Consider the following 16,586-nt stretch of genomic DNA (forward strand, 5'->3'; position numbering starts at 1 on the left):
CGATTCATAAACGGTTGGTCAACGTTGCTCCTCGATCATCAATCCTTTTGTTTGCAGTTTAGGGGGATCATAAGCATGCTCCATTTTAGTTCGAGCAGGCTTCACTTTTAGGAATGAATAGTATTCTTTTAAAATGAGTGATTTAAATTTGCTAATGAGATCAGTCGCTGTATTTTTTGATTTTGTTAAATAATGTAATAGCTTCATAGGGTTTAGCGTTAAATGATTGTCTTCGTTAATGTGCAGCCCTATTTCTGAAAAAGGCTCATCATATTGCTGTAAAATGTTATGGATTGCCTCAGTATGACAAGTCCCTGCAACACGATCATATTGAGAAAGAGCCGTAATAGCTTTGTTAAATTTATGAATAAGCTGCTCTGTTTGAAAAATAAAGGTATCATTCGCATTTAGCTGTTCTATGGCTTTTTTGAGCTCTTGTTCATGGTGGTAAAATTGTTTAAATTCGTCTTTTAAATCTTGTAAAGCCCGGTAATAACGTTCGTAGGAAAGGATAAAGTTATCGGCGGGGTGCTTGGTTCCATTTTCCATTGGTCGTGTCGCTTCAATCTCTTCAACAGCTTGGACTCCTGTTGAGGAGGTAAGGCGATTGACATAGTTGGTACGAATGCGCTCAATACGTGTACGGTTATAACTCATTTCCATCCCTCCTTGGATGAATTGGTTTTCTACTACATATATTCCCTATATCATGAAATGAAACCTTTATTTGAGGAAAAATAGTTAGGAAAAGCAGGACTTTGACGTTAGATAACGAAAAGTGTATATTCATAGTCATTAATCATACAACAAAGAAGTTTAAGTGAGGAGGTCCAAATGAAGCGTTTAGCGATTGTGTCTGATATTCATGGAAACATCCCAGCACTTGAGGCTGTATTAGAGGACATAGGAATACGATCAATAGATGAGATCATCTGTCTTGGTGATTTGGTTGGGAAAGGTCCCGAATCAAAAAAGTCAGTTGACTTAATTAAACAGCATTGTGACTATGTAGTCATGGGGAACTGGGATGACTTTATCACTAAACCAACTGATTATGAAGTGATTAAGTGGCATCAGGAACAATTAACAGATGAGGACTTTCAATATTTACGTAGCCTCCCTCATTCATATGAGTTTTGGTTAAGTGGTCAACTGATTCGTTTGTTTCATGCTTCTCCAAGAAGTGTCTATGAGAGAATTCAACCTTGGGACGCGATTGATGATCGCATGAGTTTGTTTCGAAATAGTGAATTAACAGCAAATATTGCGGGGGAAACAGAACCGAACATCATTATTTATGGAGATATTCATAATGCATACATTGAGCATCATAAACGTCAGACGATTATGAATGTAGGGAGTGTCGGAAACCCCCTTGATCAAGTGCAAGCATCATATGTGATCGTAGAGGGAATACCTGATCAATTAGAAGAAGGGGTATTTTCCATTCAATTTATGCGTGTTCCATACGATGTAGAATTGGCGATTCAGCGAGCAAAAGAAATGAGTATGCCTGAATTAGAAGAATACACGTTAGAACTGCGGACAGGACAGTATCGTGGAGCAAAGTGAAAAAGAAGTGGTGCCTGACCGTGTTAGGGAACAGACACCTTCTTAGGAACATTTTCTATTCCTTATCAGCAGTAGTATTTCCTCTCGTCATTTTAGAGATCGTTGTACGTTCTTTTCTATTTGCAGGCTGAACAGCATCCTTGCTTTCAATCATGTTACGTTTCGATTTTGAATGTTTACTCATGTTAACAAACCTCACCTTCATTTGTATTTTATCAAGCATATTGTTTCCTGATTTACGTTATATTATCTAAAATAGGTGAAAAATATGAGGACACTGAAAAAGTAGCAAATTAACTTTTTCAGTGCTTTTGATTTTTAGAGATTTACCACAATTTATCGCTTCTAACCCGCTACCGGGATGGGGGGCACGCTTTCCGCAGGAGGGTGTGGAATTAATCGGCTGCGCCGGTGGATTTCCACTTGCCCTTCCTCCTGCAGGAGTTGTCCCACCTATCCCGTCCGCTTTGATTAGTAAAAAATAGTAATGAAGGCTAGCCAATTGACACTGGAGGAACATTCACTCTCTAGTGTCACTAACAGAAAATAAACGAAGTTGCGTAAAAATGCCTTTGAGAATCATTTCTCAGAAGCGTTTTGTCTACGGTATGAGACTGCAACCGTGATTTTTTTTATTCAAAAATATAACTGATCGTTTCTAATGCTTGATCAATAGTCTCTACTGTTACATTTGCTTTGTTAGCTAGTTCCTTCAAGGGGTGAACTAGTGATTTAGGTCTAATAATGATCGTTGGTTTGTTCATGTTAATCGCTGTTGTAGCATCCATTGCTGTATTCCATTGTTTGTACGTTTCTCCGAATAATGCAATGACGATATCAGATTTTTGCATAAGGACCTCGGTTCGGAAATTATTTATATCAGATGCTGCGTCATCACGGTAAACATTCCCAGGTTGCTCTCCTAATATGTCCTCACCGACACGGTCAGAGCGCTCATGGTTCGTTTGCGGTGCAACAAATGTTAAGGGTAGATTTTGTTCCTTTGCTTTTTGAATGACCTCTTCACGCCAATGATCATGAATTTGGCCAGCTAAATATACAGTTAGTTCCATCTTTATTACCTCCCATATGGTTACATATAATTTGTTCGTTCCCATCTTGTTCATATTCTAAACATGTACTTTTTGAACATGCTCATATAAAAAATATCACGTATTACCAATCTGCTTTAACGTATAAGTTTTGAAGTAGTTGGAGCTTTTTGGAGGATAAGCCAGGTTGTGATCATGACAATAACTAGAAAGAGAATGCTGTTCACAAAGTTAATAGTGATCATGTACTCCTGAAACTCTAGAAAGAAGCCCATTAACCAGTGTCTAACGTTCGCTATTAGGTTAATAATAAGAACAATTGCTAACACACTTCCACCGCCAATTAAGCCGAACCGATAGAAGAGAGAACCTATTAGTAGAAAAGCTGTTAGTAAGAAAAAGCACACAAAGAAGTCAAGAAGTAATGTGTAAATCCATGTGTCGTTTAACGTTGTTAATTGAATCGTTGTATATAGCTGGAAGTGATCGTTGAGCGTTATACGATTGAATAAGGATATCAATTCAGTCATAATAAGCGAAACGGTTGCCATGAATAGTGACAAAATGAGATTAAACAACATGACGCTAACAACAAAACCAGAACGCGTTGATCCCATTTTGATCATAAATGGGAAGCTGTCTTTTACCGTTAAGTAACCAGAGAAGCCGCAGAAGAAAAAAATGGCTATACTTGGTGAAATAATGATCGTTGTTTCAAGCGAGAACGAAAGCGACAAAGTAAATAATAGTAATACACTAGCTGTAAAGATAGACCAAAATACAATGAATGAAAAACGAAAATCATTATAAAGGAAATAAATATTTGCTCGAATATCACGATACATAAGGCTTTCTCTCCTTTTTTGTCGTCAAATGAACCATTAATTCTTGAATGTGACAATGCTCAGCTTCAATACCGGCTTTTTTAGCATCGGTTATCGTTGCATCCCCATATAAAATGGCTGTCTGTTTGCCCATCATTTCGGATTGGTACAAAACATGTTTATTCTTACAAAAAGCCTGAATCAACGTTTTAGGACCACTAACCTTCAAGCTTTTTGCTTTTAATTGCTCTGCCGTCTCGTGTAATAAAATTTGCTGATCTTTTACTAAAATAATCTCTTCGAATAAGTCACTTACTTCATCAATTAAATGGGTAGATAAAATGATCGTTCTTGGCTCAAGTTCATATTCTTCGAGTAAGATGTCATAAAATGTGTAGCGTAAGGAAGCATCTAGTCCAATGTAAGGCTCATCAAAGATCGTAAGTGGAGATCGACTAGCAAGACCGATTATAATACCTAAAGCTGATTCCATTCCTTTTGACAACCCTTTAACATTTAAATTTTGGTTGAGCTCAAATACGTCAAGTAATCGAATCGCGACATCATTTGACCATTTTGGATAGTAGTAGGAAGCAATTTTAAGCGCATGTTTAATTTTGAGGCGTTGTTTAAAATTCCCACTCTCACTAACGAAACAAATTTGATCTAATGCTTTCTTATTATTGAAAGGCTCTTCGCCATTAATTAAAATCGTTCCTTTATCTGGTAAAGTATGACCAGATAAAAGCTGGAGCATCGTTGTTTTCCCAGCGCCGTTTCGACCGAGCAATCCGTATATTTTGTTTCTCTCAAGTTCAAGGTGAATTTCGTTAAGAGCAACCTTGTTATCATATGATTTTGATACGTTTTTAAAGGTAATCATGCTTCTTCATCCTCCTCAATAAGTGTAAGTAAAGCTTCGATAGAAATGCCAATTCTCTTCGCTTCGGCTTTTAATGGAACAATGTACTCATCGTAAAATTCATCCTTCCGTTTCTGCAAAATTATCGATCGTGCACCATCTGTAACGAACATCCCAATCCCTCGCTTTTTAAAAATAATCGACTGATCGACTAATTGATTAATGCCTTTTCCAGCAGTTGCTGGATTAATTTGATAATACTTCGCCAATTCATTTGTAGAAGGAATACGCTCTCCTTCTGCTATTGACCCATCTAGAATACTTTCCTCGATCCTTTGCGCAATTTGCTGAAACAGGGGCTTGTCGTCCTCGAAGCTGTTTGACATGTTCTCACCTTCGTTCATTGGTTAGTTACTTATGTAATTAACCATAATGGCGACTAACTAAAAAGTCAATAGGCATTTGCCGAAATGATAAAATGATGATAAGTAAGACGCAATCCCGAAATCTAAAATAAACCCCTTCATAAAGAAAGATCATGGTAAAAGTTTGGGTGTAATCTTTTACAGTGCATGGAAAAATTCCCCCTCTTAATACGTTATCGTACAAAAGGGGGATGAAGGATATATGGAATAAAACTAGTCACTTGAAAAGGTAAACTTTCTCAATAAACTTAGTTTGAGTATCGGTTTATTTCTCGGAAGTTTAGATTTATCAATCACTCACTTTAAATTGTTTTGTTAGTTTAGAAAGCGATGACGATAACTCTGTTAATGTTAAACCAATTTGATGAGTAGCCTGTACTTGTTGGATTTGTTCATCACTCGTAGCCATCATTTCTTCTGAACTGGCAGATGTTTCTTGCGAGATTGATGTTAAACTATGCGATGTTTGTTCTAAAGCTGGTAGTAAATGATTAAATTGTTCTACTTCCTGTTTCATTTGTTCAAGGTTGTTACCCACTGATGAGATCTCTTGCATAAGAGAGTCTAATGACTGTTTGGAACTGTTGGCCATCTTTAAGTTCGATTTTGTTTTTTCTAGCATTTGATTAAACTCATTATTCGCTTCGAGTGTTTTTGCTTCCATATTGGAGATGGAGTCTGAAATCTGTTCAGTTGCCTTAGAAGATTGTTCAGCAAGCTTGCGAACTTCTGTTGCTACGACTGCAAATCCTTTGCCAGCATCCCCAGCTCGAGCTGCTTCGATCGTCGCATTTAATGCTAGTAATTTCGTTTGTTCGGCCATTTCATTTATTAAATCAACGACATTCATAATCGAAGAGGAATGTTGCTTCACATCTTTAATCGTTTGCGTTAATTGAGTGAAATCACCTAGAAAAGTATGAAACGTTTGGATGAGGCTAGCGACGGTTTTTTCTCCGTTTTTAGCTGAATCTCCAACTTCATTAGATTGATTCGCTAATTGTTCCATTTTAAGGAGCATTTTTTCAACCTTTTGTTTCATTTGTTTAAGATTAGTTAAATTGCTCTCAGAGCTAATGGCAGTTTGTTCAGCGCCTTCTTTGACTATATGAATAGATTCAACTAATTGCTGACTTGATGTAAGGGAATTTTCCGAAGAGGTGCTTAGTTGTGTTCCTGTTAACTCTAAGTCATGCGTAGTTCTTTTTAAGTCTGTTACGATCGAACGCATATGCTGAATCATGGCGATATAACTTTTATGTAAAGATAAGATTTCTGGAATCGTTGTTTTTATGAAGGGTGTTTGTTGCAAATCCCCATCTCTTACTGTTCTCATTGTCTGTTGCAAAATAGTTAAAGGTCTAGTAATCGTCCGTACAAATAGTAACATTAGTAGTGTCGCAATGATAATAATCGTAACGCCTACAATGGTAGATAGCTGAGACATGCGATGAACAGGTGCCATATATGAATGTCTTGGAATGATAATCGCATAAGTACCATTAACTTCACTCATCTCACGAAACGTAATCGTATAGTCTATTCCATCTAACTCGGTATGGATGAGTCCGTTAGGCGAATCGCTTATTCTAGAAATGATATCTTGAGTGATAGACGGCAGTGTAGTTTCACTCACGTTAAATGGAAACACGTTATTCTCAGACACATAAAGAAAGTCGGCCTCGATTCCTTCCTTTAAAAAGGTTTCATGCTGCTCTCTAATATTAATATTAAGAAGCTGCATAAAATAGTCCTGATCACTTACATACAAAAAATGTAGGTTTTCTGCAATATGTCCAATTAGCTCAGTCTCTCTTTCTAGTCGATTTTCCATCGAAGCTAAAGTTGTTCGTTCAGCGAGAATGTAAGAAACAAGACCTACTGAAGTGACTGAAATGGTTAATAATGAAAATAAGAGAATAAGCAATCGTAAACGTAAATTCACTTTTTTCCAGAAAGAATGAAAGAAGTGTTCTTTTTTGTGATTCTTTTTACTCATTTCTAAATACCCCCTTTGATACAATAGGTTGATTGTATCAAAGGAATGTAAAGGTAATGTAAAGGAGATATATGATTACTATAAAATTGCAAGGAGTCATTTGAAGAAGGTACTGTAACGATTGATTTAACTGCCAAGCTTGTAGTTTTTCGTATTCTGTAACGTGACACTATCGACTCATTTTGCAAGTCACATCAGAAATGTTCTGGATTACGATGAAGGTTTCTCTCCACCTAGAATGGATTGCAATAATCCAGAAGGTAGTTTAAACGTTTCATTATTCCAGTTTAGAGACCTTAACGATTCTTCTTCATCTTGAGCTGCTTTAATATTCGTTACTTCCTTATGAATCGTTTCCATTTTATAATCTAATGCTGATGCTGATTCAGCTGCTTCTTTTAATTCATTAACTAGTCGGGTTGGGATCGTTTTGTTGTATTTATAAAAAATCTTATGCTCTAAACTAGCCCAAAAGTCCATTGCGATTGTACGTATTTGCACTTCTACGTAAACATGAATTTCCCGATCAGACATGAATACAGGTACTTCAACAATGAGGTGAAGGCTACGATATCCATTTGGTTTTGGACTTGCAATATAATCTTTCATCTCTATAACTTGAAGGTCCTTTTGACGTTGTATCATATCACTGATCGTATAAATATCTGATAGAAATGAACAAGTAATTCGTATGCCAGCAATGTCATGTACTTGTTCTTTAATACCGTTTAAGGAAAGAGGAATTTTTTTGCGTTGGATTTTTGTTAACAGACTTTCTGGTGATTTTAAACGAGAGCTAACATGTTCGATTGGATTGTATTCATGAATATATTCAAATTCTTGCTTTAAAATATCGATTTTTGTATCCATTTTATCAAGAGCAAACTTATACGCCATCATAAATCTTGTCACTTCATGTTTGAACTTTTTTAATTGATTCATATCGATTTTATCTGTATCCATAGCTAATCCCCTCAGCTTTACTTTTTCTACACTATTATTATGACAAAATAATGAAGAAAATCAATGGAAAGGCTTTAATTTTCATGAAGATGACCGATTTATGGAAAACTATCAAAAAAAGAAGAAGATCACTGAAAAAGAAATGGACTTTCTCAGTGACCTTCATGAAAGAATTTCTGAGTACTAAAAGTTATTTTGCAAATACGTGATTTCCAATTCTAGTTGTTTCGGTCTGTGTTGCAATCCAATGATTAGTTGCGATATCTGGATTATAGAAAAATAGTGATCCAGCCCCTTGCCCTCTAAATGCTAGAGCTTCATCGACTGCACGTTTTGCCTCATCATCAGCAGAACGATTAATGTGTCCATTTTGTACTGGAGAGAAGGCATAGTGTCCAGATGGCGCGACTTCATGGATGACATTGTATATCGAATTTGGGAAATCATCATGATCCACACGATTTAAAACAACTGTTGCAACGGCGACCTTACCAGCATAAGGCTCCCCTTGTGCTTCTGCGTGAACAAGTCGCGCTAATAAGTCTCTCTCGGCCGATGATATACTATCAGGAATGTGTAAGTGTTCTCCAATATAAATGATATCAGACTGTTTACTATTAGCTTTTTTTATATCATGAACAGAAACACCATATTTTTGACCTAATAGATAAAGAGTATCTCCTGATACGACCTCATGTGTTGTTTGTGCTTGTACTCCTTGTGTGCCAATAAAGATCATGGCTGTTGTACATACTGTCATAAGCATTTTTTTCATTGTGTAATACCTCCTAAAAGTTGTTCGTCTACTAACCTAACAAAAAAATAGTAGCTTTTCTTTAGGAGTTATTTTCCATTTGCATAGTTTGAGTTGCTAGATTACTAGTAGCTGTAAAGCTGAGCTTAATATCTTACATTTGTGTAACGAATGATGAAATACTTTCGAAATATCATAAAAGTAGTTATATATACCTATTTTCCCTTATTCGTAACTAGAATGATATCGAATTGTAACATTAATCCTTTATAATATTGAATAGGATTATGATGAATAGGAGGAAAGTATGAGATTTAGTAAGTTGTTTATTTGTTTTCTAACTATGTATTATTTGTTTATACCTTTACCTATCTATGGTGAAGAACTAGCTTCATTACATAGTGAGACAGCTGTTTTAATTGATGCGACAAGCGGTAATATTTTGTATGACCAGGATAGTCAACAGAAGATGTATCCGGCTAGTATTACAAAGATCGTAACGGCGATCGTAGCCATTGAAAAAGGAAATGTAGATGATATAGTTGTGGTACCGAAAGAAGCAACAGAAGTGATTGGAACTAGAGTATATTTAGTAGAAGATGAAGAGGTTTCTTTATTAACGTTAATTCAAGGGTTACTTATTAACTCAGGTAATGATGCGGGAACAGCCATTGCTCATCATATATCAGGTAGTGAGGAAGCCTTTGCGCTGGAAATGAATCGTTTTATTCATGATGAAATTGGGGTAAGTCAAACGAATTTTACAAACCCACATGGGTTATTTGATGAGAATCATATCACAACAGCATACGATATGGCGAAGATTACGCAATATGCGTTGGAGAATGAACTTTTTCGTGAAATTGTAGCTATGAAGGAAATGGAATGGAAAGGAGAAGGATGGGAAACGACAATCTATAACCATCATCGAATGCTGTGGGATTATGAGGGGGCAACAGGAGTAAAAAATGGATTTGTTCGAAAATCTGGTTATACATTAGTAACTTCTGCTGAGCGAGATGGCATGGAATTAATAGCCGTTACGTTAAACTCTCCATCTGCTTCACATGCATATGAGGATACAGCTATGTTATTAGATTATGGTTTTGATTCTTATGAATTGCATACGTTAGAGGCCGGCGAAAAATTCAAAACGGATACGAAAAAGATTTTTCAATTAAACGATGATGTTCATTACGTCCAAAAAAAGGGCGAGAAGTCCAACGTATATGTAAACGATTCAGGGTTATTACGTGTGGTTGATGAGAATAATAACCGGTTAATGTCTTCTATATTAGAATTAGTCGAGACAAAAAAGAGCGATGAAGACGTTATAATAGAAGAAGGAGAGGAAAGTGAAGAAGATTCGAATTCCTTCTTCTATCGAATTTTATCTTATTTTGGATGGGTCTCTTAATCGTCATATAGATTTGCTGTGTAGAGAGAGTGAAGAGGGCACCAAAAAAGTTAGTTTTTTAACTTTTTTGGTGCCCCTTAAGCAATGAGCGAAACCGCTACCTATTTTGGGTAGCTTGATACGAGTGTGGCCATTGCTGTTCAAATGAAAGGTACTGTAAAAGTCGATTTGTACGTTTTCAGTGGCATCTTGCTACACGAGGAGGCTCACCAGCTTCCCGCGGAAAGCGAAGTATAATTTAAGAGCGGCTTATTTTCACTGCCATGTATTTATGCGGATTCTTATTTATGAAAACACTTTTGTCCCAACCTCACTATAAATTTTTCAGTCGGACTTCTTTTACTTTGTGACCTGCGCCTTTTTTTAAAATCATATCGGCACGGTGTCGGGTAGGTCTAATGTTCTCTTCAAGATTTATGGCATTGATCGATTGCCAGATTCCTCTTGAAATTTCTTCCGCTTCTTGATCACTTAGATCGCGATATTGATGAAAATAAGATTCGGATTTTTGAAACGCGGTATTTCGTAAAAGTTTGAAGCGTTCAATATACCAAGCTTGGATATCGCGCTCATCAGCATCGACATAAATAGAAAAGTCGAAGAAATCAGACACGAAGACATGAGGAATATGCTGATTTTTCTTATTCACTTGGAGCACGTTAATTCCTTCAATGATGACGACGTCAGGGCTTTCAATCGTTTGATGAGTATCTGGCAATACGTCATACGTCAAATGAGAGTATAAAGGTGCTTTGATGCAAGACGTGCCAGATTTCAAATCATATAAAAAGTGAATGAGTCGCTCTATATCATAGCTTTCGGGAAATCCTTTTCTTTTCATTAAATTCTTCTCTTGCAAAATGGCATTCGGATAAAGAAATCCATCCGTTGTAATAAGTTCAACCGAAGGCTTTGATGGCCACCGTTTAATGAGCGCCTGTAATAGTCTAGCAGTCGTACTTTTTCCAACTGATACACTTCCAGCAATGCCAATAATATATGGTGTTTTTTTTGTTTGCTTCTGAAGGAAACGATTCGTCTTACTATGTAATGATAACGCTTGCTCCATATTCAAATAAAGAAGCTGGGAAAGTGGTAAATAAACATCCGCCACTTCATCAGCAGATATTGTTTGATCGATACTTCCGATTTTTGTTCTTTCATCGTCTGATAAGATTTCCTTCGTTGCTTCTGATAAATTTGCCCATTCTTGTCTTTTAAAGGTGGTATATGTAGACAATGGGGCTTTTTGATGTAGAGTTGACATACAAATCTCCTTTAGTCATGTTAGTAGGTATGATTAATTGATTTAATACTACCATTTCTTTCAGTGAAAATGTAACTAATTCGTTTTATAAAGGCAATGAAATAGTTTGGTTTTACCTGTTTCAGTGGCTTCACATGTTTATTTTGAATAAAAGTAGAATTTCAAAAAGAAGTGTTCTAACATAGACTCTGTGGAAAGATTATTGAAAGGGTGCGATAAGATGAAGGTCATTATTGCAGAAAAGCCTTCTGTCGCGAGAAATATAGCAGATGCGCTTCACATAAAGGGACGTAAAGACGGTTATTATGAAGGGAATGGATATATTATTACATGGGCCTACGGACATTTACTCGAGCTCTATGATGTGAAAGATTATGACGAAGAAAAGGCATCTTGGAAGTTAGAATACTTTCCATTTATACCACCAACATTTCAATATAAAGTAAAAAGAGATCGAAGGCAGGGCTCTTATAAGCAATTTATGCTCATTAAACGCTTACTCTCCCGAACAGATGTAGTAGAGGTCATCTCTGCGTGTGACTATGATCGAGAAGGTCAATTAATTGCAGATACAATCCTTATGAAAATAGGAATTAGAAAAAAGGTGTATCGTCTGTTATTAAATGAATGGACAGTGGAAGAAGTTCGAGCAGGGTTATTAAAGTTAAAAGATAACAGTGAGTTAAGTCCTTTGCGTGATGCAGGGTTAAGTCGACAATGGGCAGATTGGTTGTTAGGTATTAATTTAACGTCCGTTGCAACGTTATGTTATCAGAAAGGAGCGGGAAAGGGGGCTCTCAATGTCGGTCGCGTGCTTATGCCGACACTAAAGATCATTTATGATCGAGATCAAGAAATAGCGTATTTTCAGCCAGAAGATTATTATAAGTTGAAAGCATATTGTCAAACGGCAAGCAACGATCATTTTGAAGCGGATTATTATATGAAGTCAAATACGTTTAAGGAGCGGAGACAGTTAGATCAATTAGCTGCGTTGCTTCAAGGGCAAAGGGCAAAGGTTGTGAAGAAGGATGTCAAGCAAAAAAGGGAATACGCTCCTCCTTTATTTAATTTAACTCATTTGCAAGGTTACATAACGAGTAAATATCGCGGGTGGACGTCTGATAAAGTGTTAAAAGTTGCCCAACAACTATATGAGAAGAAGTGGATTACGTATCCGAGGACTGCTAGTGTTGCATTGGATGAGAGTTTAAAACAAAAGACGGCGAAAGTTTTGCAAACGTTGAAAGCAGGATTGCCTTATGAATATAAATTGAACTTTCATCAGTCGAAACGAATTTTTAACAATGCGAAAGTAGAAAGTCACAGTGCAATTATTCCAACATATGTCATCCCTAAATCGTTCACACAAGAGGAAAAGGTCGTTTATGAATCAATAAGAAATCGATTCCTTATGCAATTTATGCCAGTAGCTATTTATGAAGAAACGTTGATTAAGCTAGAACCTTATGAACAGATTGATGGTTATTTTCGAGCAAAAGGAAAGGTTCAATTAGAAAAAGGTTGGAAGGAGGTCGAGGACTATGAATCAAAGGATGTCATGCTACCGATGATTCACGAAAACGAAGACGTCCTCCTACAGAAAGTAGTTGTCGAAAAGAAACAAACGAAAGCACCAAAGCCACATACGGAAAAGACGTTATTGAAGTTAATGGAAACATGTGGGAAACATGTAGAGAGTTCTGAGGAAGGCCGAGAGGAGAATGAATGGCTTGATTCCATATTAAGTGGTTACAGCATCGGGACTCCTGCAACAAGAGCCGATACGATCAAAAAATTAAAAAAAGTCGGCTATATTACGTTTAAAGGGAAGAATATAACGTGCACGGAGTTAGGTGGAAAACTAGTTGAAACGTTGCCAATTAAAGAATTATTTGATTTACATTTTACCGGTAGACTTGAGAAAGCATTATCGGAAATTGAGAAAAATCGTTTACATAAAGATGTTTTTTTAACGTTTATTACAAAGCTAACTGGACAAATGGTTGATCGAATGAAGCAATCTGAGGGTGTGGTTATTAGAAAGCAAGCTTCTACATTGAAGGCAAATGAAACTTTAGGTGCATGTCCGAGGTGCAACCACCAAGTTGTTGAAGGGAAAAAGGGGTTTGGATGCAGCAATTGGAAAAACGGCTGTACCTTTGTCATTTGGAAAAACGATCGTTACTTAGCTGCTTTAAAAAAGAAGCCGACAAAAACGATGGTTAAATCAATCTTGAAACATGGAGAAGTGAAGGTGAAGGGCTTAAAAAGTAAAAAAGGAAATTTGTTTACAGCGATTTTGAAATATGAGTGGAAGAATGAAGAAGGGCGTTATGAATGGACGATGGCATTTGAACAAAAAAGAAATCGGTAATCAAGATTAAATACTCAAAGCTATGCGTGTGAATAGACAAAACACGCATAGCTTCTATTTTTCTTGATTTAGCAGTGAGTTAATAAAGTCTCCTACTGGTACATCACGTACTTGATCAATGAGAATGTCGAGTTCTGATTTTTTTGGAGCATGTAATGAGCCTTCTAATAAAACTTGGATCGTTTTATCTTTATCGATTAATACTGATTGAACGGTTAATGCATTTGTTAACAGAGCAGTTACAACTGCGAGCGTGTTCGGCGATAGTTGTGGCTTTTTTTTGTTGTTTTGATTTGAAGCCTGCTGAGGTTGAAATGGCGGTGGCGTCGATTGTGATTGCTGATTGTAGTAATACTGTTGATTAGCATTATAGGGGTTGTAATGAGGTGGACCATTCTGATACATATAAACCCCCTCCTCAGTGGTTCGTTAAGGTTGATCATAAAGTAGTAATGGGCTTGCTGGATCTAAGGCACCGTTGTCAACTTCCGTATCGTTTGTAACATCAAATCCTGTTAAAAAACTAAAGATAATGAATAGGATTACGACTAATAGGATCATTCTTTGTACGTTATCTTCCATGTTTTCACCTACTTCTAGCAAACGTCTTTCTTTAGTTTATTCGCAATTGAAGTTTTTCGTTCATTAATTATGAATATTCCAATACATTTAAGAAGAATTCGTCTAACTAATGGTTCAATTTAAAGTGTTGTCTCATATAGTAGAACTAGGGAGGGTGTTGCATGGGAGTCATACGTACGGATAAATGGTTACAAGCATACGTGAAAAGCTCTGGAGATACGATGAATCGACAACAAAAGTGGTTCATTGAACCGTTATGTTCATTGTTCCAAACCGATGATGTTGATAGTCTTCAAACTTATTTATGGCAATTAGGGTTGTTTACTCCAGATCAACCGGTAAGTGAGGAGGATCTCAGTACGTGGTTACAACTACACCCTTGGTCAATTGTGAAACAAGAGTATGAACGGTTACGGAAAAAATGGGATGGACCCGCTTGTAAAATATATTTATTACCTCTTATCAATGAACCACCACCATTACTAAAGCAATTGGGTGAAAAAACAGGTATCACATTATCACATGCCATCGTTTTATTAATAAAGCCAACAATAACAAAAGAACAGTTACGAGCGTTAACCATTCATGAATATCACCATGTGTGTCGGCTAGCATATACAAAGGAAAATGAAGAGAAAATGACATTATTAGAGTCAATCTGTATGGAGGGACTTGCAGAATGGGCTGTTAAAGAAGAGCTAGGAAAACAGGAATGTGCTGTGTGGACACGATACTATGATGAAGCTTCTTCAATTGGGTGGTTTGATCATTTTTTAAAACCGTCCCTTTATAAGGAAGGAAGAAAATCATATCACACTTTACTGTATGGTGATCCAAACAAAGGTGTTCCACTTTGGTTAGGCTATTATGTAGGATTTAAATTAATTGAGTCTGCAGCAAGCAAATATACAACAACGAAAAATATGCTAACAGTTGATGCTATTTCTTTATATAAGTGTTCCTTTTATTTTATAACAGTACGATGAAGGTGTTGTCATTAAAGGAGAGGTGATGGATTCGGATAAAAATTAAAAAGTAGGTGAAAAAATGATTCGATTGTTTTTTCTCATTTTAGGTTTTGTCTTCGCTGTGATCGGTGGAATTTCGTTAGTTGCCTATTTAAATTTATTAACGACTGGCTACGAATTTTCAATGTACGTATCATTTATCATTCGTCGGGTCGAGTTATATGTTTTTTTAATTGGACTTATTCTCATTTTATTGAGCATTACGTATGAAATTTCATGGAGAAAAAGAGTTAAGAAGCGAAGGTAAGAGATGAAATTATGAATCCAGTGGAATAAACTGGTTGAGCTCTGCCTATACTGTGGATACAAAAGTTTACAGTAAGGAGGGCTATGGCTATGATGGTCCATATCCGTGATGTATGGGTTAATTGGTTTGAAGGTGAGGAGAATGGCTATAATGTGTGTGAGTTTCATGAATGGCGTAGTGATGACCGAATAGAAGTATTAGATCAAGCCATATTAGTATGGATAAATCGTAATTTGTTTGATTACATTGAAAATCAATTACTGGAGTTACCTGAAGACTTGTTGGCGTATGTCCATCATCAAAGTTACTTACGCAAAAATATGTCACGAATCCAGCTTGATTACTGTTTTATTGCGACTGATGGTGTACGAATAATCGTAATTGATACTATGGGCTATAAAACACCAATTCGTAAAAGTCGCTTAACACCAAGACAAGAGCAGGCAGTTTATGAGAAATTAAAACAGGAGAGCATCAAACGATTTTCATTAGAAGAGGCAGTAGAAAAGGAGTATCATATTCTTTCACCGCATCCTCATGAATTAAAAGGGCTAACGCGTAAAGAGCGCCAGTTAAAACAGCTTTTGTATATGACGTTAGATCAATTATATTCTACAGGTACGGATGCAGAGGTACGTTATTGGTACACAGAATGGTGCCCTCAGGATTATGTTAGGATTCAAATGTTGAATCGAGAAGATGCTTGGACTCAATTGTATGCAGAGATTAAGGACGGCTGGAGCAAACAACATGAGTCATTATGTGAAGCAATGGTAAAGGGACAAGCTTTTTTTGAGAAATTATGGGAATTGGAGCAGAATGAAAGGGTTAAATAGTGTTTGGAAATCGTTCAAATTTATTGGACATAAAATATTTACATGATTTATGAACTCTCCTATAATAATAAGAAGGACGATCGGTGAAGGGAGAGCTTATGATATGGATGGATTTGCTTATGCAGTCATGCAAATTTTAACGGTTGTAATCTTAGTGGGAACATTAGGTTTATCATTTTTCGTAGGGAAAATAATGAAGCGTAATGCAGGTTACTAATCATAAACAAATTGTTAATAAAGGGGTACCAAAGGTTAAAAAGCCTTTTGGTACCCCTTTTCGTTTGAATGGAGGCCACTGAAAAAGTATAAATCGACTTTTTCAGTACCTTCCATTTGATAAGTAATGGCTTCACTCGTATCAAGCGAGCAAAACAGGCAACG

Annotated in this window: 18 protein-coding genes; 6 read left to right on the forward strand and 12 right to left on the reverse strand. The window is 36.5% G+C overall.

The genetic code is table 11. The features are described from left to right. Nucleotides 1-18 precede the first annotated feature (18 nt). Nucleotides 19-657: a hypothetical protein gene (locus JCM9152_RS12105; RefSeq protein WP_035344560.1), complete on the reverse strand. Its 639-nt coding sequence runs from the start codon at nucleotides 655-657 to the stop codon at nucleotides 19-21. A gap of 177 nt (nucleotides 658-834) precedes the next feature. Between JCM9152_RS12105 and JCM9152_RS12110 the strand changes: the two genes are divergently transcribed. Then, nucleotides 835-1,572, forward strand: a complete 738-nt coding sequence (locus tag JCM9152_RS12110) for a metallophosphoesterase family protein (RefSeq protein WP_035344561.1) — start codon at nucleotides 835-837, stop codon at nucleotides 1,570-1,572. A gap of 55 nt (nucleotides 1,573-1,627) precedes the next feature. Here JCM9152_RS12110 and JCM9152_RS23725 read toward each other — a convergent pair whose 3' ends face one another. The 8 genes from JCM9152_RS23725 to JCM9152_RS12150 form a co-directional block, all read right to left on the reverse strand. Further along, nucleotides 1,628-1,756 (reverse strand): hypothetical protein, encoded by a 129-nt coding sequence (locus tag JCM9152_RS23725; RefSeq protein ID WP_268870728.1) that lies wholly within the window; start codon nucleotides 1,754-1,756, stop codon nucleotides 1,628-1,630. Nucleotides 1,757-2,204: 448 nt separating this feature from the next. After that, nucleotides 2,205-2,645: a YtoQ family protein gene (locus JCM9152_RS12120; RefSeq protein WP_035344563.1), complete on the reverse strand. Its 441-nt coding sequence runs from the start codon at nucleotides 2,643-2,645 to the stop codon at nucleotides 2,205-2,207. A 116-nt stretch (nucleotides 2,646-2,761) separates the two neighbouring features. Next, a complete protein-coding gene (locus JCM9152_RS12125) occupies nucleotides 2,762-3,469 on the reverse strand; it encodes a hypothetical protein (RefSeq protein ID WP_035344565.1) in 708 nt (235 codons plus the stop codon). Beyond that, entirely contained in the window at nucleotides 3,459-4,331 is an 873-nt protein-coding gene (locus JCM9152_RS12130) for an ABC transporter ATP-binding protein (RefSeq protein ID WP_035344567.1), read from the reverse strand. The genes JCM9152_RS12125 and JCM9152_RS12130 overlap by 11 nt, the downstream gene beginning before the upstream one ends. Further along, a complete protein-coding gene (locus tag JCM9152_RS12135; protein WP_035344569.1) occupies nucleotides 4,328-4,696 on the reverse strand; it encodes a GntR family transcriptional regulator in 369 nt (122 codons plus the stop codon). The genes JCM9152_RS12130 and JCM9152_RS12135 overlap by 4 nt, the downstream gene beginning before the upstream one ends. Before the next feature lie 328 nt (nucleotides 4,697-5,024). Beyond that, a complete protein-coding gene (locus JCM9152_RS12140; RefSeq protein ID WP_035344571.1) occupies nucleotides 5,025-6,734 on the reverse strand; it encodes a methyl-accepting chemotaxis protein in 1,710 nt (569 codons plus the stop codon). Nucleotides 6,735-6,944: 210 nt separating this feature from the next. Beyond that, nucleotides 6,945-7,697: a GTP pyrophosphokinase gene (locus tag JCM9152_RS12145; RefSeq protein WP_035344573.1), complete on the reverse strand. Its 753-nt coding sequence runs from the start codon at nucleotides 7,695-7,697 to the stop codon at nucleotides 6,945-6,947. Nucleotides 7,698-7,887: 190 nt separating this feature from the next. Next, the gene (locus JCM9152_RS12150) at nucleotides 7,888-8,472 is read right to left on the reverse strand and encodes a cell wall hydrolase (protein ID WP_035344575.1); all 585 of its coding nucleotides are present in this window, start codon (nucleotides 8,470-8,472) and stop codon (nucleotides 7,888-7,890) included. 286 nt (nucleotides 8,473-8,758) lie between these two features. Between JCM9152_RS12150 and JCM9152_RS12155 the strand changes: the two genes are divergently transcribed. Further along, nucleotides 8,759-9,868, forward strand: coding sequence for a D-alanyl-D-alanine carboxypeptidase family protein (locus tag JCM9152_RS12155; protein WP_052015899.1), 1,110 nt, complete (start codon nucleotides 8,759-8,761; stop codon nucleotides 9,866-9,868). Between the two features lie 313 nt (nucleotides 9,869-10,181). Here JCM9152_RS12155 and coaA read toward each other — a convergent pair whose 3' ends face one another. Next, nucleotides 10,182-11,135 (reverse strand): type I pantothenate kinase, encoded by a 954-nt coding sequence (gene coaA / locus JCM9152_RS12160; RefSeq protein WP_035344577.1) that lies wholly within the window; start codon nucleotides 11,133-11,135, stop codon nucleotides 10,182-10,184. Nucleotides 11,136-11,355: 220 nt separating this feature from the next. Here coaA and JCM9152_RS12165 point away from each other — a divergent pair, with 220 nt between their 5' ends. Then, complete coding sequence (locus JCM9152_RS12165) at nucleotides 11,356-13,512, forward strand: type IA DNA topoisomerase (RefSeq protein WP_035344579.1); 2,157 nt, start codon at nucleotides 11,356-11,358, stop codon at nucleotides 13,510-13,512. A gap of 54 nt (nucleotides 13,513-13,566) precedes the next feature. Here JCM9152_RS12165 and JCM9152_RS12170 read toward each other — a convergent pair whose 3' ends face one another. Further along, on the reverse strand, nucleotides 13,567-13,917 hold the full coding sequence (locus JCM9152_RS12170) for a hypothetical protein (protein WP_052015901.1): 351 nt from the start codon (nucleotides 13,915-13,917) through the stop codon (nucleotides 13,567-13,569). Between the two features lie 24 nt (nucleotides 13,918-13,941). Next, nucleotides 13,942-14,094 (reverse strand): hypothetical protein, encoded by a 153-nt coding sequence (locus JCM9152_RS22650; RefSeq protein ID WP_156314993.1) that lies wholly within the window; start codon nucleotides 14,092-14,094, stop codon nucleotides 13,942-13,944. Nucleotides 14,095-14,255: 161 nt separating this feature from the next. Here JCM9152_RS22650 and JCM9152_RS12175 point away from each other — a divergent pair, with 161 nt between their 5' ends. The 3 genes from JCM9152_RS12175 to JCM9152_RS12185 all read left to right on the forward strand — a co-directional run bounded on the left by JCM9152_RS12175 (nucleotide 14,256) and on the right by JCM9152_RS12185 (nucleotide 16,205). Next, the gene (locus JCM9152_RS12175; RefSeq protein ID WP_035344581.1) at nucleotides 14,256-15,080 is read left to right on the forward strand and encodes a DUF2268 domain-containing putative Zn-dependent protease; all 825 of its coding nucleotides are present in this window, start codon (nucleotides 14,256-14,258) and stop codon (nucleotides 15,078-15,080) included. A gap of 61 nt (nucleotides 15,081-15,141) precedes the next feature. Then, nucleotides 15,142-15,369: a YuzI family membrane protein gene (locus JCM9152_RS12180; RefSeq protein WP_035344583.1), complete on the forward strand. Its 228-nt coding sequence runs from the start codon at nucleotides 15,142-15,144 to the stop codon at nucleotides 15,367-15,369. Between the two features lie 92 nt (nucleotides 15,370-15,461). After that, on the forward strand, nucleotides 15,462-16,205 hold the full coding sequence (locus tag JCM9152_RS12185) for a YjbA family protein (protein ID WP_035344619.1): 744 nt from the start codon (nucleotides 15,462-15,464) through the stop codon (nucleotides 16,203-16,205). Nucleotides 16,206-16,586: the final 381 nt, after the last annotated feature.

It is taken from the genome of Halalkalibacter hemicellulosilyticusJCM 9152 (assembly GCF_000513115.1).
GTDB classification, from domain to species: Bacteria; Bacillota; Bacilli; order Bacillales; family Bacillaceae_D; genus Halalkalibacter; species Halalkalibacter hemicellulosilyticus.

Bases quoted from the DNA above. Each gene is read 5' to 3' on its own strand.
- JCM9152_RS12125 (WP_035344565.1), bottom strand. From the start codon at position 3,469: ATGTATCGTGATATTCGAGCAAATATTTATTTCCTTTATAATGATTTT.
- JCM9152_RS12165 (WP_035344579.1), top strand. From the start codon at position 11,356: ATGAAGGTCATTATTGCAGAAAAGCCTTCTGTCGCGAGAAATATAGCA.
- JCM9152_RS12185 (WP_035344619.1), top strand. From the start codon at position 15,462: ATGGTCCATATCCGTGATGTATGGGTTAATTGGTTTGAAGGTGAGGAG.
- JCM9152_RS12150 (WP_035344575.1), bottom strand. From the start codon at position 8,472: ATGAAAAAAATGCTTATGACAGTATGTACAACAGCCATGATCTTTATT.
- JCM9152_RS12175 (WP_035344581.1), top strand. From the start codon at position 14,256: ATGGGAGTCATACGTACGGATAAATGGTTACAAGCATACGTGAAAAGC.
- JCM9152_RS12180 (WP_035344583.1), top strand. From the start codon at position 15,142: ATGATTCGATTGTTTTTTCTCATTTTAGGTTTTGTCTTCGCTGTGATC.
- JCM9152_RS12170 (WP_052015901.1), bottom strand. From the start codon at position 13,917: ATGTATCAGAATGGTCCACCTCATTACAACCCCTATAATGCTAATCAA.
- JCM9152_RS12105 (WP_035344560.1), bottom strand. From the start codon at position 657: ATGAGTTATAACCGTACACGTATTGAGCGCATTCGTACCAACTATGTC.
- JCM9152_RS12120 (WP_035344563.1), bottom strand. From the start codon at position 2,645: ATGGAACTAACTGTATATTTAGCTGGCCAAATTCATGATCATTGGCGT.
- JCM9152_RS12135 (WP_035344569.1), bottom strand. From the start codon at position 4,696: ATGTCAAACAGCTTCGAGGACGACAAGCCCCTGTTTCAGCAAATTGCG.
- JCM9152_RS12140 (WP_035344571.1), bottom strand. From the start codon at position 6,734: ATGAGTAAAAAGAATCACAAAAAAGAACACTTCTTTCATTCTTTCTGG.
- JCM9152_RS12155 (WP_052015899.1), top strand. From the start codon at position 8,759: ATGAGATTTAGTAAGTTGTTTATTTGTTTTCTAACTATGTATTATTTG.
- JCM9152_RS12145 (WP_035344573.1), bottom strand. From the start codon at position 7,697: ATGGATACAGATAAAATCGATATGAATCAATTAAAAAAGTTCAAACAT.
- coaA (WP_035344577.1), bottom strand. From the start codon at position 11,135: ATGTCAACTCTACATCAAAAAGCCCCATTGTCTACATATACCACCTTT.
- JCM9152_RS12130 (WP_035344567.1), bottom strand. From the start codon at position 4,331: ATGATTACCTTTAAAAACGTATCAAAATCATATGATAACAAGGTTGCT.
- JCM9152_RS12110 (WP_035344561.1), top strand. From the start codon at position 835: ATGAAGCGTTTAGCGATTGTGTCTGATATTCATGGAAACATCCCAGCA.
- JCM9152_RS22650 (WP_156314993.1), bottom strand. From the start codon at position 14,094: ATGGAAGATAACGTACAAAGAATGATCCTATTAGTCGTAATCCTATTC.
- JCM9152_RS23725 (WP_268870728.1), bottom strand. From the start codon at position 1,756: ATGAGTAAACATTCAAAATCGAAACGTAACATGATTGAAAGCAAGGAT.